Annotated in this window: 13 protein-coding genes; 8 read left to right on the top strand and 5 right to left on the bottom strand. The window is 47.5% G+C overall.

Translation table 11 applies throughout. The features are described from left to right. The first annotated feature begins 77 nt into the window (after positions 1-77). Genes HHX48_RS12120 through HHX48_RS12110 form a run of 3 tightly spaced genes read left to right on the top strand, consistent with a single transcriptional unit; the run spans position 78 to position 3,002 of the window. Positions 78-1,433, top strand: a complete 1,356-nt coding sequence (locus tag HHX48_RS12120) for an MFS transporter (protein ID WP_191025445.1) — start codon at positions 78-80, stop codon at positions 1,431-1,433. A 46-nt stretch (positions 1,434-1,479) separates the two neighbouring features. Next, positions 1,480-2,094, top strand: a complete 615-nt coding sequence (locus HHX48_RS12115) for a beta-phosphoglucomutase family hydrolase (RefSeq protein ID WP_191025444.1) — start codon at positions 1,480-1,482, stop codon at positions 2,092-2,094. Positions 2,095-2,126: 32 nt separating this feature from the next. After that, a complete protein-coding gene (locus tag HHX48_RS12110; RefSeq protein WP_191025443.1) occupies positions 2,127-3,002 on the top strand; it encodes an alpha/beta hydrolase in 876 nt (291 codons plus the stop codon). A gap of 2 nt (positions 3,003-3,004) precedes the next feature. Here HHX48_RS12110 and HHX48_RS12105 read toward each other — a convergent pair whose 3' ends face one another. Together HHX48_RS12105 and HHX48_RS12100 are read right to left on the bottom strand one after the other, a co-directional pair. Further along, positions 3,005-4,408, bottom strand: a complete 1,404-nt coding sequence (locus HHX48_RS12105; protein ID WP_191025442.1) for a M20/M25/M40 family metallo-hydrolase — start codon at positions 4,406-4,408, stop codon at positions 3,005-3,007. 102 nt (positions 4,409-4,510) lie between these two features. Continuing rightward, on the bottom strand, positions 4,511-5,113 hold the full coding sequence (locus tag HHX48_RS12100) for an RDD family protein (RefSeq protein WP_191025441.1): 603 nt from the start codon (positions 5,111-5,113) through the stop codon (positions 4,511-4,513). Between the two features lie 205 nt (positions 5,114-5,318). Here HHX48_RS12100 and HHX48_RS12095 point away from each other — a divergent pair, with 205 nt between their 5' ends. The 5 genes from HHX48_RS12095 (at position 5,319) to HHX48_RS12075 (ending at position 11,417) form a co-directional block, all read left to right on the top strand. Continuing rightward, positions 5,319-6,368 carry a UDP-glucose--hexose-1-phosphate uridylyltransferase gene (locus tag HHX48_RS12095; RefSeq protein WP_191025440.1) on the top strand — a complete coding sequence of 350 codons (1,050 nt, stop codon included), beginning with the start codon at positions 5,319-5,321 and terminating at the stop codon, positions 6,366-6,368. Beyond that, positions 6,358-7,497 (top strand): galactokinase, encoded by a 1,140-nt coding sequence (galK, locus tag HHX48_RS12090; RefSeq protein ID WP_191025438.1) that lies wholly within the window; start codon positions 6,358-6,360, stop codon positions 7,495-7,497. The genes HHX48_RS12095 and galK overlap by 11 nt, the downstream gene beginning before the upstream one ends. A gap of 49 nt (positions 7,498-7,546) precedes the next feature. Beyond that, the gene (locus HHX48_RS12085) at positions 7,547-9,109 is read left to right on the top strand and encodes a sodium/sugar symporter (protein ID WP_191025436.1); all 1,563 of its coding nucleotides are present in this window, start codon (positions 7,547-7,549) and stop codon (positions 9,107-9,109) included. Between the two features lie 247 nt (positions 9,110-9,356). Beyond that, on the top strand, positions 9,357-9,920 hold the full coding sequence (locus tag HHX48_RS12080) for a single-stranded DNA-binding protein (protein ID WP_191025434.1): 564 nt from the start codon (positions 9,357-9,359) through the stop codon (positions 9,918-9,920). 195 nt (positions 9,921-10,115) lie between these two features. Then, a complete protein-coding gene (locus tag HHX48_RS12075; protein WP_191025432.1) occupies positions 10,116-11,417 on the top strand; it encodes a M1 aminopeptidase family protein in 1,302 nt (433 codons plus the stop codon). A 76-nt stretch (positions 11,418-11,493) separates the two neighbouring features. Here HHX48_RS12075 and HHX48_RS12070 read toward each other — a convergent pair whose 3' ends face one another. From HHX48_RS12070 to HHX48_RS18760, 3 genes are all read right to left on the bottom strand, one after another. Next, entirely contained in the window at positions 11,494-12,453 is a 960-nt protein-coding gene (locus HHX48_RS12070; protein WP_191025430.1) for an IS30 family transposase, read from the bottom strand. A 269-nt stretch (positions 12,454-12,722) separates the two neighbouring features. Then, complete coding sequence (locus HHX48_RS12065) at positions 12,723-13,466, bottom strand: YrzE family protein (RefSeq protein WP_191025428.1); 744 nt, start codon at positions 13,464-13,466, stop codon at positions 12,723-12,725. 96 nt (positions 13,467-13,562) lie between these two features. Then, on the bottom strand, positions 13,563-14,033 hold the full coding sequence (locus HHX48_RS18760) for a hypothetical protein (protein ID WP_223858325.1): 471 nt from the start codon (positions 14,031-14,033) through the stop codon (positions 13,563-13,565). Positions 14,034-14,209 lie beyond the last annotated feature (176 nt).

Here is a 14,209-nt window from a genome sequence, read left to right as displayed (position 1 = left end):
GAAAAAGGTGTCATGGGCGTAAAAGCTTTTTATGGTACACTGCGCAGCGAAGTGTAATGACAGGATAATGTAAGGTTTTGAACGCGTTAGAGGTACGCGCAGCAGTGTCACTGGCACTGGTTTATGTGCTGCGCATGATGGGTTTATTCATGGTAATGCCAGTGCTGGCCGTTGCTGCTATGGATTATCCTGATTACTCGCCGGTATTGGTAGGCCTGGCCGTAGGTGGCTACGGTCTGACGCAGGCTGCGCTGCAAATACCAATGGGTATGTTATCTGATCGCTGGGGACGCAAACCCGTTATTCTGTTCGGCCTGAGCGTTTTTGCTGCTGGCAGCTTTATTGCCGCTTCTGCTGACTCACTGGCCTGGATGATCGCCGGACGCATTTTACAGGGCGCTGGCGCCATAGCCGGGGCCATTATGGCATTGGCCACCGATGTCAGCCGCGAAACCCAGCGCGCCAAGGTTATGGCTGTTATTGGTATAGCCATTGGGTTCTCTTTTTATCTTGCTGTGCTTGCTGGCCCTTTGATTGCCAATAGCTGGGGGCTGTGCGGGATTTTTGCACTGACCGGGGTGCTCGCTATTTGCTGCATGCCACTGATTCAATGGGCAGTACCTACTGTGGCGATGCAAAGCAGTGGTGATGTACTGCCTCAACGCGGTCAGCTTCGCCGCCTGGTATTCTCCTCTCAGCTCTGGCGGCTTAATGTTAGCGTGTTATTACTGCATATGATGATCACGCTGCTGTTTGTACAGTTGCCTGTCACCCTCGTACATTTCGACCTGACGCTGGACAGTCACTGGATGCTTTATTTGCCGGTATTGGTCGCTTCTGTTATCGGTCTGATTATTCTGATGGGAATTGGCAAAGGCCAGACGCCTCGCAAAGTCGTACTGGTCGCAGCGCTGTTTATGACCGTCGCCTTTGCCATGCTGGGTGCACAGGATCATCACCGCTGGGTCGTTGTGGGGGCTGTTATTCTTTTCTTTACCGGTTTCAATTATCTGGAAGCAAGCTTTCCGGCGCTGGTATCCAGTATTGCGCCGGCCGGTGAAAAGGGCACCGCCATGGGCATTTATGCCAGCTTTCAGTTTTTCGGTGCGTTTTTAGGTGGTGTTCTGGCGGGTATCGTCGCTGATCACTGGACCGCTGAGACGGCCTATTTTGTCGGTGCTGTCGCGGCATCATGCTGGCTGCTCATTCTGCGCGGCCTGGACGAAGTGAACCGCATCAAACGTGTTGCGTTTAAATGGCAGGGCACCAGCGAGGACATCTCTGCTTTGCGTGACGCCTTCAGTAAATTAGCGGGTGTACAGGAAACAACGTTTTCGGTGCCTGATGGTATGATTTATCTGAAAGTAACCGGCCAGTTTGACCGTGAGGCGGCCAACCAGATACTGCGCCGTTATCCCGGTCCTGCAGCATAGCAACAGCTGGACATCGTTCGTACTCCTCCTTAAAAACAGGATAACTATGATAGATTTAAGCGCGTATCAGGGGATTATTTTTGATATGGATGGCACGCTGGTAGATTCCATGGGGTCACACCTGATTGCCTGGGAGAAAACCTGTGATGCGTTCGGTTATCCCTTCGACAGGGAATACATGCATAAGCTTGGCGGCATTCCGACCCGCAAAACGGTGGAGATGCTAAATGATGCGTTTGCAAAGACGCATGATGTTGAAAAAGTTTCAGCTTACAAAGAGTCGACTTGGAAGCAATTAGATCATACTCCGACCCTGATTGAGGATACTCTGGCAGTTTTTAATCATTACTATCCGACAATGCCTGTCAGCATCGGTACCGGCGCCGAGCGCGAAGATGCAGAAGCTTTACTTCATTATCATAGTATACTCGACAAAATTACGGCTCTGGTCACTGCTACAGATGTCACACATGGCAAGCCTCATCCTGAAACATTTTTGACGGCGGCTGAAATCATGAAGGTTTCGCCCGAAAAATGCGTGGTGTTTGAAGACACGCGGATCGGACTGGAAGCGGCGCATCGTGCCGGCATGGATTGCTATCTGGTTGAAAACGGAACGATTACGCAGCCCCTGCACGCGGCCAGTGATTCGAACAAGTAAATCGAAGTAGTTTTTAGTGGTTTAATCAGCATATGAACATACTGTCTTTTCGTTTCTGGATTCTGTGCGTTTGTGTTTTGTTGGGCGGGTGCGCCATTGATGTCAGTTCAGGCTCATTTGTACATCAGGACTCAAAGGTAATGCCCCTGGACACCACGCAGTTACACCAGCGGGTCAATGAAGACGAGGCTGAGGTCTCAATCACTACGGTAGAGCTTACCAATGCTCAGGGACTGACACTAAAAGGTGTTGCGGTTTCCTATCCCAATCCAGTGGTCAATATCGTCTTTTTTGCCGGTAACGGCATGAGTATTTCAAACTCTTCGGGTTTGATGCATAGGTTTGGTCAAATCCCTGCCAATATTTTGTGGGTGGATTATCAGGGCGTCGGCGCCAGTCAGAAAGCGACCAGCATGCGAATGGCGAACCTGAAGGCCGATGCGCTGCAGGTTTACGATTATGGCAGAAGTGTTTTCCCCTCACACCTGCCCACCGTTGTGCATGGTATTTCAATGGGAAGCATTGTAGCCAGCTATGTGGCTTCTGTTCGTGATGTTGATGGTCTGGTGCTGGACGGTCCGATTAACCGGGTTACCGATGTTGCGCAAAATATGATTCCGGCCTGGACTAAATATTTTACCTATCTGGAAGTGTCTGCGGATTTGGCGCTGGTGGATAATGCCGACTACATTCGCAATTATCAGGGGCCGCTGATGATTTTGACCGGACGAAATGATGAGCTAACCCCGGTCAAGTTCGGGCGTGAGCTGTATGACATATCACCCAGCATGAATAAGGAAATCATCATAGTGCCGGGGGCGGAACACGCCGAAACCATGGAGCATCGGCGTGTTATTCCAAAATACCTGGAATTTATCAGATCGTTCGACCAGTTCCCCGGCTACTAAGGTTAGTTTCTGAAATTGACGCCGCTGTCGGTGGCAAACAGTGCAAACATACTGTAAATCGCCGTGTTGGTTTTCAGCGCGGCCTTATCAACCTTATCCAGCGTGTCGTTTTCAGTGTGGTGAAAGTCAAAATAATCACTGCCGTCAGGGTTAAAGTTAACCGCAGGCTGCCCTGCATTGCCCAGGGCGCTCATATCCGACTGGCCCTTTGCGTTATTGGTGTCCGCCATGGTCACGCCAAGTGGCGCAAGCAGCTGCGCAAATGCGCGCATATCCTCCAGCGATTGCTCTGATACGCCGGGTGCAAGCTCATAAATTTTACCATTGCCGAAGTCCCACTCAGCGCCGATAACATGGTTATCCATCTCATTCTTGTGCTTTTCGACATAATCTTTAGCACCGTGCAAACCGATTTCCTCAGCTGCGAACAAAATGACGCGCAATGTACGTTCAGGGCGCGCTTCCAATTGACTCAGATAGTGACCGGCGGCAAGGGTGATACCAACACCTATACCATCATCGACAGCACCGGTGCCCACATCCCAGCTATCCAAATGCGCGCCAAGGGTGACTACCTGCTCTGGATGTTTTGACCCGGTGACCTCACCAATGACATTGGCAATGGTCGTCGTTTTACTTTTGGTTTTTCCATTATCCATCTTAATGGAAAATGTTACCGGCTCATCGCGGGTCAGCATGGATTCCAACAGGTCTGCATCTGGATTTGACAGGGCAAGCGCGGGGATTTTTTTGACGTCGTCCTGATACATTTGGACGCCAGTATGGGCAAAGCGATTGGTATCGGTACCCACAGAGCGCATGATAAATCCAACCGCACCTTTTTTGGCCGCTTCTGACGCACCGGATACGCGGGCGCCGACTGCTTTACCGTACCCGTGGCCATCGCGATGACGCTCCATCTGATAGGTAACAAACGCAATTTTATTTTCGAGTGAACCAGCAGGAGCGTCTTTCAGGGCATCCAGGTTATCAAACGCCACCACCTCAGCGGAAAGTGTCTCACCATTGGTACCAACACTGTTACCCAGCGCGAGTGCTTTAACATGTTGCGGGTAGGGCGCAGTAATCTGGGCATCAAGTTCACCGCGCTGCCACAGGGTAGCCTCGCTTTCCTCTGTCCAGACCTTATCAAAGCCCAGCGATTTCATTTTATTCACCGCCCACTTTACAGAAGCCTTCTCTGCAGGTGTGCCGACCATTCTGGGGCCAACCTCAGTGGTCAGTGATTCGATAATGTCGTAAGACAGATCGTCATTAATGGCTTTATCTTTTATTACCTGGATTTGTTGTCTGGTGTCTCCCGCCAGTCCGTCAGCCCAAGTGACAGCGGTGGTAAGAACAAGCAAGCCGGCCAACGCCGACTTCAATGGAAAGGGGATTAGCATGTTATTTCCTGTGGTTATTATTTTAATGACATCATCAGCGTTGCCGTCGACGATGAACAGCGCAGCACGACCAAGCCGGCAGAAAAAGCGACTGATGTCCGGTCAGTCGTCTGATTGGCGCGGCGCGTAGCCCACCTGGGTTTTTGCTACATAATCATGCAGGCACCGGCGCGATTTGCCGAAAATAAGAAGCGGATCGGCGAGCGAGATAAAAGAGCCAATAAAGGGAATTGAATAAGCAACCGCCATGGGCAGGTAGCGCAAGAAAACATAGCGGGAAAACGTTGCTTGCTGACCGTTTAAATCTTCCACCCGGATATGCAGAAAATGCTTACCCACGGTTTGTGCGTAGGTGGCAATAAAGTAGCCGTGAATGATTACAAATGCACAAATGCTGTAAACTACTGCAGTTACCATCATGCTGACATCAGGCTGCTGTAGGCGCTCAAAGCCAAAATATATCCACAGAGGAATCCCTGAAACGATAGCGATCAACAAATCGATAAGAAATGCGGCAAACCGCTCTCGCCTGCGCGCCAGCTTGTGATGCTCGATATCATTAATGGTATCAAGCTCCTCTTCTTCACGATTTCTGATGTATTGAGAAAGCAGCGCCGCACGTTCGGGGTGGGCGTCCTTATCCAGATGCTCATAGGCTTCACGTAGCTCTGCCAAAGAATAACTTTCGTAATCCGGTGCCTGCACAATCTTTCACTCTTTGTTTACGTTAGCTGCAGTGTAACGGGCAAAAAGAAAAACGCCAACAGGACACAGGGACGTCATAATGCTAAGAATCATCTTTCAACCGGTGGAACAACTTCAATAAATGCAAATTATCTTTAAGAATCGGCGCTTTAAATTTTTACTGAATGACGTATAACAGAGCTATCTGACTCTATCTGAGCTGCTTATGGCTGACTTTGATCCTGCAAACCATCCTCACCGCCGGTATAACCCGCTGACCGACGAGTGGGTGTTGGTCTCACCTCACCGCGCTAAACGCCCCTGGCAGGGACAGTCTCAAGCGCAAGCGCCGCAAACGTTACCTGCCTACGACGAAACCTGCTTTTTGTGTCCCGGAAATACCCGGGCCAGTGGCGATAAAAATCCTGATTACCCGGGCACTTTTGTGTTTGATAATGACTTCGCCGCACTCAAATCTGATACGCCAGCTCACGAAAATGCCGAACCGCTGTTTCAAATGCATACAGAGCAGGGCTGTAGTCGGGTGATCTGCTTTTCGCCTTATCACAATAAGTCATTACCCGAGCTAACGGATTCACAAAGGCTGGCCGTAGTACACACGTGGATTGAACAAACCTCCTTGCTGGGCCAGCGCTACAACTGGGTACAGGTATTTGAGAACAAAGGAGCGGTAATGGGGTGTTCAAATCCTCACCCTCATGGCCAGGTCTGGGCTCAGCAGCATCTGCCTACTCAGGCAAAGCGAAAGCGAAAGCAGTTTACGGATTATTTTAAACAGCATGGCTGTAGCCTGTTAAATGATTATGCACAGCGAGAGCTGGATTACGGCGAGCGCGTGGTGCGCAGTAATGCCGACTGGATGGCGGTGGTGCCTTATTGGGCCGCGTGGCCTTTTGAAATTTTGCTTTTGCCACGGTTTGAGGCGCAGTCGCTTACTGAGCTTGAAAGCACGACGCAGCAGTCACTGGCCGACATTATCGGGCAAATCACGATTTGCTACGATAATTTGTTCAACACGTCATTTCCTTATTCGATGGGGTGGCATAGCGCACCGTTTGACCGTGATAGTCAACCGGAGTGGGGATTACATGCGCATTTTTTTCCACCTTTGTTGCGCTCAGCGTCAGTGAAAAAGTTTATGGTCGGCTATGAAATGATGGCTGAAGCACAGCGAGATTTGACGCCTGAGCAGGCGGCGCAACGTCTGCAGGTACTGCCAACAGTACATTATCGGGACACCTGTTATGAAAAATGAAGCACTGAAAGCAAAATTTCAGGCCTTTTTTGGTCATGACCCGGCGATTACTGTGCACGCGCCCGGCAGGGTTAACCTTATTGGAGAACACACGGACTACAATGGTGGCTTCGTTTTACCGGTAGCGATTAATTACGGTACAACGATCGCCGGCTCTGCGCGTCAGGACAGCAAGGTCGACGTCGTCGCTCTGGATATTAATGAAGAAAGTAATCAGTTCGATCTTTCCGATATCACCTATACTCACAAACAGAGTTGGGCCAACTATGTGCGCGGAGTGCTGAAGGTGGTGCAAGAGCGTTACCCTGATGTGCGTGGCGTAAATCTGATGGTGACCGGTGACGTGCCACAGGGGGCTGGTCTGAGTTCGTCAGCGTCTTTTGAAATTGCACTGATTCGATTGCTGACGCAGCTTTTTAGCTTACCCATTGATGGCATTGAGGCTGCGCAGATTGGCCAGGAAGCAGAAAATTCATTTGTCGGGTGTGCCTGCGGCATCATGGATCAACTGATAAGTGCAATGGGGAAACCGGGCCATGCGATGCTGCTTGACTGTGATCAGCTAAACATTGCGCACACGCCGGTCCCTGCGTCGCTGGCGATTATGATTATCAATTCTAACGTGCGCCGCGGACTGGTGGACAGTGCATACAATATTCGACGACAACAATGCGAACAGGCTGCCGAAGCGATGCACGTTACCTCATTACGCCAGGCATCACTGGCGATGCTAGGCGATGCTAAGCGTAATATGAGTGATACCGTTTACCGCCGCGCACGGCACGTGATTACCGAAAACGCGCGTACCGAATCAATGTTTAACGCACTGCAGAATCAGAATGTTGCTGTTATCAGTGAGTTGATGGCGCAGTCGCATGCCTCAATGCGTGACGATTTTGAGATTACCGTGCCTGAAATCGATTATCTGGTGGAGCTTGTCCATGGCCAGATAGGGGATAGTGGCGGTGTACGCATGACCGGGGGCGGATTTGGCGGGTGCGTTGTGGCGTTGATACCAAAAAATCGTGCATTAGACGTGACTAATACGGTTAATAAATTCTATCATGCACAAACGGGCCTGAAACAATCTGTTTACGTTTGCTCGGCTGAAGGTGGGGCATTCGCCTGAATGACTCACGCTGTAAAAAAATAAAATAACAACATGTGTTGGGAAAGCTATGAACATCGAAACACTGGATCTGGCAGTATTTGTTATCTACGTTATTGCCCTGATTGGTATTGCCTGGTGGGTATCCAGAGACAAAAAGGGTCATGAAAAAGACACCAACGACTACTTCCTGGCAGGCTCCAGTTTACCGTGGTGGGCCATCGGCGCCTCACTGATTGCGGCAAATATTTCAGCTGAACAAATCATTGGAATGTCTGGCTCAGGGTATGAAATAGGTCTGGCAATTGCCTCCTATGAATGGATGGCGGCGCTGACGTTGATCATTGTGGGCAAATACTTCCTGCCGATTTTCCTGAAACATAAAATCTACACAATGCCGCAGTTTTTAGAGCAACGTTATGATCACCGTGTACGCATGGTCATGGCGGTGTTTTGGCTGGCTGTCTATATTTTTGTGAATCTGACGGCCGTACTATGGCTGGGCGCGCTGGCTATCAATACCATTGCGGGTGTTGAGCTGATGTACGGCATGATTTTCCTCGGTTTATTCTCCCTTGCTTACTCGTTGTATGGTGGTCTCAAGGCCGTGGCCATGACAGATATTATCCAGGTAGTACTACTGGTCATCGGCGGGCTATTCTTGTCATTCACTGCGCTGGACATGATTAGCGGAGGCAACGGTGCATGGCAGGGCTTTATTGATCTGACAGAGCGACTACCGGGCAAATTCGATATGATTTTGTCCGAGGACAACCCGCACTATAAGAGTCTGCCGGGAATCTCTGTGCTGATCGGTGGGATGTGGATCATGAATCTGTCTTACTGGGGCTTTAATCAATACATTATTCAACGGACACTGGCTGCTAAAAGCGTGAGCGAAGCGCAGAAGGGCATTGTTTTCGCCGCGTTTTTAAAGCTGTTGATGCCTCTTATAGTTGTTTTGCCAGGTATCGCGGCAATTATTCTTTCGCCAGAACTGGATAAAGCTGACCAGGCCTATCCCTCCATGATGACGCTGATGCCGGTGGGCCTCAAAGGGCTAATCTTTGCTGCGCTGGTCGCTGCCATTGTGTCGTCGCTGGCTTCAATGACCAACAGTGTATCGACCATTTTCACCATGGATATTTATAAAGATCGTCGACCTGATAAAAGTCAGCACCATTATGTAACAGTGGGTCGGATAGTCAGCTTTCTTTCACTGGTTATCGCGATGCTGGTGGCAAAACCGTTGTTAGGAAACTTCGACCAGGCATTCCAGTATATTCAGGAGTTTACCGGCTTTTTCACACCGGGCATCTGTGCCCTGTTCGTACTGGGCATGTTCTGGAAAAAAACCACTGCAAACGGTGGCTTAGCTGCCGCGCTGGGCTCGTTTGTATTCAGCCTGCTGTTCTGGATATTCCTGCCAGAACTGCCGTTTATTGATCGTGTTGGTATCGTGTTCTTATTATGTGTTGGCGCTGCAGTCGTTATTTCGCTGGTACAAAACAAAGGGGCTCATCCCAATGCTGTTGAACTCAGTGAAGTACAATTTGGTACCACAAAGGGCTTCAACTACGCTTCGTTAGCTGTTGTAGCCATTCTTATCGCGGTTTACACCACGTGGTGGTAACGACACTAAGGCAGTGTAGCACTACATCGCCTTAATCCGATCCTTGAGACAGTTCAAAGGCAGTGAATAGCGATTATTATAAATAAATCAGTGCCCTAACGAGGCTGGCGTGAGAATTTTCCCGCAGCGCCTCTGTTTTTCGTTATAATAATGTGCTTTGATTTGTGCATTATGAGCGAATCATAATTCATTACCATATTCGTTCAGGCTTAACAGCCTGACAGTAAAAGATAAACAGGAGACATCGATGGCAAGTAGAGGCGTGAACAAGGTAATCCTGGTAGGAAACCTTGGTAATGATCCTGAAGTAAGATACATGCCTAATGGTAATGCCGTAGCTAACCTGAGTCTGGCCACCAGCGAAAGCTGGAAAGATCAGCAAGGCCAGGTACAAGAGCGCACGGAATGGCATCGGTTAACCATGTATCGCAGACTGGCAGAAGTTGCTGGCGAATACCTGAAAAAAGGCTCACAGATTTACGTTGAAGGTAAACTTCAAACCCGTAAATGGCAGGACCAGCAAGGCCAAGACCGTTTCACGACGGAAATAATCGTTGACCAGATGCAAATGCTGGGCGGTCGCGGCGAAGGCCAGGGTGGTGGTCAGCCACGTCAGCAGGGTAACCAGAATCAGGGCGGTTATCAGCAACAGCAAGGCGGCTATCAGCAAAATCAAAACCAGAACCAGGGCTACGGCAACCAGCCTGCTCAGCGTCCTAATCAGGGCGGTCAGGGCAATCAGGGTGGCCAGAATACCAAGCCACCAATGGCTGAACCTGATTTTGATTTTGACGACGATATCCCGTTTTAAGGACTATCAGAGTTTACTGTTAATATTTTTATAAGAGCCTGTTTTTACAGGCTCTTTTTTTGTCTGATTCGCTGCGCGTTGTAATAGCCAAGAGTGCAGATGTCGCTATGAGTATAAGAGCACTCTGACGACCGAAACTGGCCCGCTGGCAAACAATAGGTTTGATTCTTCAGCGTGATTAAAAAGGATTTTATTGTGAAATTAGTTGTGGCTATTTTTCTGATGTTAACCAGTTATTGTGCGTGGGCGAGTGACGCATCTGCGGTTGATATCGCTATCGAAAAGTCAAACCAGGGTGAGTGGACGGTAACGTATAAAATGCAGAAGCCGGCAGCCCGTTTGAGCTTTATCAGAAATCCTGATGATTCCAGAACTAAGCGCTGGCAGCCTGAATCCCCAGGGTTTGAGATTGTTTATGTTGATAACCACGAGTATATCGTCAGAACTGACAGCACAGATTTTACAGAAGTGAGCGTACGCCTGACGCCAACTTATCAACATCTTCCCAAAGATTATGCGCCTTTTTCTCCCTATTCTGATGGAGGCGTTCTGATTTATACAGGGCGTCTTTTTGCCTGTATTGATACCTGCAGCAATAATGTAAACCGGTGGAAGTTTTCCATGTCGGTGCCTGAAAACGAGCATATAGTAATGAAGGGCCAGGTCCAAACAGGAAAGGCGCGCTGGATAGATACCAATGAAGGGATGAACATTTATGTTGGCTCACAACAGCCTATCGAAACGCCGAATGTTATAGCAGTGATTGATCCGGGATTGCCAGAAACCATAAGACGATCATTAGATGCTGACATTCCTGAGTTGATGACTTATTTTGAGTCAAAACTCGGAAAGCTTCAGGGCACAAAGCCAATGCTATTTGCTTCATACGCAAATACCGCGGGGCACTCGTCACAGGGGGGCACATTACCCAATCAGATCTTTATGCATTGGAATGTGAATAACCTGGATAAGCAAGTCGAAGATGACAGCTTTCTCAATGATACTATCTGGTTTTTTGCCCATGAAGTTGCACACCTCTATCAGTGGAATAACAAAGCTGGTTTCAATGGTGAACAGCATGAATCCTGGCTACATGAAGGCCATGCAGAGTGGTCAGCGGCTTCAGCGCTACAGGAGCTATTTCCTGAAAAGGGAAATTATGTAACCACTAAAATAGCAAACGCCAGTTCACAATGTTCCAAAGGGTTGCTGGAAACTTCCCTTGTAGAGGCAGCTAGCGAAGGCCGGTTCGACTTGTACTATTCTTGTGGTTTGCTGATTCATCAGGCTATTGATGCACAATTAGAGAAAAGTGGAAAACGGGACTCTTATTCATTGTGGGCGGACTTCCGAAAGCGCGCGGGAAAAGGTAACGAAGAAGCCAGTGACGTGTTTTTATCACTTACAGAGACCTGCACATCGAAAACGTTCGTGAAAAAAATCGAACGGATTCTTGAAGGTAAACTAGCATCCCCGGAAGAATCACTGAATCTGTAGTGACTCATGTTTGATTTGATACTTGTGTTAAGAAGATCAGACGGGACTTAGTATCAACTCCCAAGTGCAACATTGATTAAGCATAATCATTCTTCATCTCCCAGGGTGTTTTAAATCCAAACCGTTTTCGGGGACGACTATTCAGCCGCCTCTCGATAGCTTCGCATTGCTGCTGTGTCACTTCCTTCATTGATGTCCGCTTTGGTAGATACTGCCTAATCAACCCGTTTGCGTTTTCGTTACTTCCCCGCTCCCAGGAGTGATGCGGTGTAGCGAAGTAAAACAGCACCTTTGCTCTCTTCTCAATTTCTTTGTATTGATGGAATTCGGTACCGTTATCGGCGGTAATTGTTTTTATTGGTAACGGACTGTTTTTTATCAATCGAATGGTAGCTTTGTTAAGTGAAGCTGTGGTTCTGTCTGGCAGTTTGCCTATCAGTAAATACCCTGTAGCGCGCTCAACTAACGTGACAATGCAGTCCTTGGTACCATGACCGATGACGGTATCAATTTCCCAATGCCCTATCTCTTGTCTGTCTTCAACAGGTTTTGGACGTTCAGAAATATGGCGCTTATCTGCCAGGCGACCACGGCTGTCATAAGCTTTATAGCGCTTACGCCGCCGCTTTAAAGACTGCCTCAGGCATTGCCAGAGCTCACCTCCCGCAGCTTTGTCCCGCCAGATGTATTGATAAATACTCTCGTGACTAACACACTTGTGGCCATGACGTTTGAGAAAGCCAGATATCTGCTCAGGACTCCACTCATAGCCCAATAATACACGAACCAGAATAAAGTCAGACTCTGTTAACTTTATGCCACTGCGACTTTTACGCCGGCGCACACGTATTCGGCGCTGTGCTATCGGCGGCCTGTAGGCACCATCAATGCTCCAGCATGAATTCCGTTTTACTTCGCGCCAAATTGTTGTGCGGTGTCTGCCCAATGCGTTTGCTATCTGAGGAACTGACAACCCTTGCTTTCTAAGCGCAGACAACATATACCTTTCATTCTCGGTGAGCTGTTTGTACTTCATTTCATTTACCTTCTTGCCGGAAAGAAAATGGAGAAGTAACGATAGCTCACCGTTTTAATTTTTGGGCGCGTTGCAGTTACTATATGAATTCGGGGGACCTAACAGTCAATTAAGCGCGAACAGCGGTCGCTCGACTTCCTTCCGATGAAGGTCCGCTGAAGACAAAGTATAGTCACTCAAACCCCGCTCAGGGGAAATAACACGTGGGCTAAAATTTGGATCGAAGCGACTGAGTCCACGTATTATTGCCACAAGGATCTTGGGATCGATTACTGCGGTTTGTTAGCTTTTTCCATTCTTACAATCGAATGGCGTGGGTATATTTCTTTGGTGGTACTCGATAACTTTTCTATGATTTTTTCTATTGAGCCGCAGAGTGAATCAACAGAACTAATTGTTGTCTCAGTTAAGCCAATCATAGTGGAAAACAAATTTTCACCAAGTGTTGTATTCAGTTGAGAGTAGCTGATAGTTTGACCATGGACAAAACTAGCCTCGTCCATCTTCTTTTGAACCTCATTTCGATGAAGATCGTTTCTTACTGTAATTAGTTCAACTGTCGAATTGATTTCGTCTTGGACTTCCAATACTTGCTGAAGAAGTAATGCATTTTTCTGAAAAATAAAGGATAGAGAATCGATGGATAATTGCAACTCCATTTGCGCTGTTCCTAAGGATGGTAATATTTCAAACGCTTTAAACGGGGAGTCTCGAAATGGATCTATAAATTGGTTCTTGTATCCATTGAAGTGATTATAGGATCTTATTAATTGGGCTATTGAACTATTGGCAGCCCTGACATCAATCCTGTGTTCTTTTGCTTCTTCATTTTTACGAGCAAACTTGAAAGCTAAAAACGCACCAGTGAATGTTGCAGCAATTGTTATAACTAATTTAACCGCATTCTCGCTTTCTAGGTTGGTAAATAGACCAATTATTAAACCAAAACAAAACACCAATATAATGGTGAAAATATTCTTCTCATTTCTTCCGTAAAAGGGTTGAAACTTCACAAAATTCCTCAGATAAACCTAAAGCCTAAATAACAGGCTAAGTAATGGTTGGCTACAATGTGAAACGAAGTAGAACGCATGCAACAGTTACGTGTCCTAGTCAATTTTCTTGGTAGCTTGAAAGTGCAATATTTTGGTCCTTACACCTAAATACTCATATGCAGCCGCTGCTTTTTCTACTAATCCTTCGTCTCGACATAAAAGTAAGTGACAAAACGAAGCTACTTCAGCATGAGTCATATCGCTAGAAGATCTTACAAATCCTCTACAGGTTTTCATACCTGTATCTCTGTAATAGCCTAAAAAATTTAGTTGGTGATAAATGCCGTTTATTTTTTCAGCCAAAGTCTTTTCTCGATTATTTGTTGTTTCATAGGATTGTGGTTTTACACCAAAGAATATATCAATGTCTAACTCTAGCCCATCCATACTTTTTTGTACTTTTTCAAATACCTTTTCAACAACATTCGGTGGTTCAATGTTTTTTAAAACTAATGCACCTAATCCAGTAGCAGCTTCAAAAGCTTTTACTGGAGGTAGCTCCTGTCCATCTAACTCTCTACTCATCTGCTGATACTGTTCATTTAGTAAATCAGGTAGAGATTCTATTGCTGCTCTCATTTCATCAGTGATAGTGTCATTATCTTCGATGTCCTTTAGTGCATCGTTTAAGAGAACTTTAAACTCCTCACTTCCCTTTGCAAAAATATCCGAAAAGCTTTCATCACTTTTCCACCGTAAAA

Source organism: Salinimonas profundi, from assembly GCF_014750655.1.
GTDB classification, from domain to species: Bacteria; Pseudomonadota; Gammaproteobacteria; order Enterobacterales; family Alteromonadaceae; genus Alteromonas; species Alteromonas profundi_A.
This window is presented reverse-complemented; position numbering and strand designations above follow the sequence as displayed.

Excerpts from the sequence above, each read along its gene's own strand:
- HHX48_RS12115 (WP_191025444.1), top strand. The coding sequence starts at position 1,480 with ATGATAGATTTAAGCGCGTATCAGGGGATTATTTTTGATATGGATGGC.
- HHX48_RS12110 (WP_191025443.1), top strand. The coding sequence starts at position 2,127 with ATGAACATACTGTCTTTTCGTTTCTGGATTCTGTGCGTTTGTGTTTTG.
- HHX48_RS12105 (WP_191025442.1), bottom strand. The coding sequence starts at position 4,408 with ATGCTAATCCCCTTTCCATTGAAGTCGGCGTTGGCCGGCTTGCTTGTT.
- HHX48_RS12095 (WP_191025440.1), top strand. The coding sequence starts at position 5,319 with ATGGCTGACTTTGATCCTGCAAACCATCCTCACCGCCGGTATAACCCG.
- galK (WP_191025438.1), top strand. The coding sequence starts at position 6,358 with ATGAAAAATGAAGCACTGAAAGCAAAATTTCAGGCCTTTTTTGGTCAT.
- HHX48_RS12085 (WP_191025436.1), top strand. The coding sequence starts at position 7,547 with ATGAACATCGAAACACTGGATCTGGCAGTATTTGTTATCTACGTTATT.
- HHX48_RS12080 (WP_191025434.1), top strand. The coding sequence starts at position 9,357 with ATGGCAAGTAGAGGCGTGAACAAGGTAATCCTGGTAGGAAACCTTGGT.
- HHX48_RS12070 (WP_191025430.1), bottom strand. The coding sequence starts at position 12,453 with ATGAAGTACAAACAGCTCACCGAGAATGAAAGGTATATGTTGTCTGCG.
- HHX48_RS18760 (WP_223858325.1), bottom strand. The coding sequence starts at position 14,033 with ATGAGTAGAGAGTTAGATGGACAGGAGCTACCTCCAGTAAAAGCTTTT.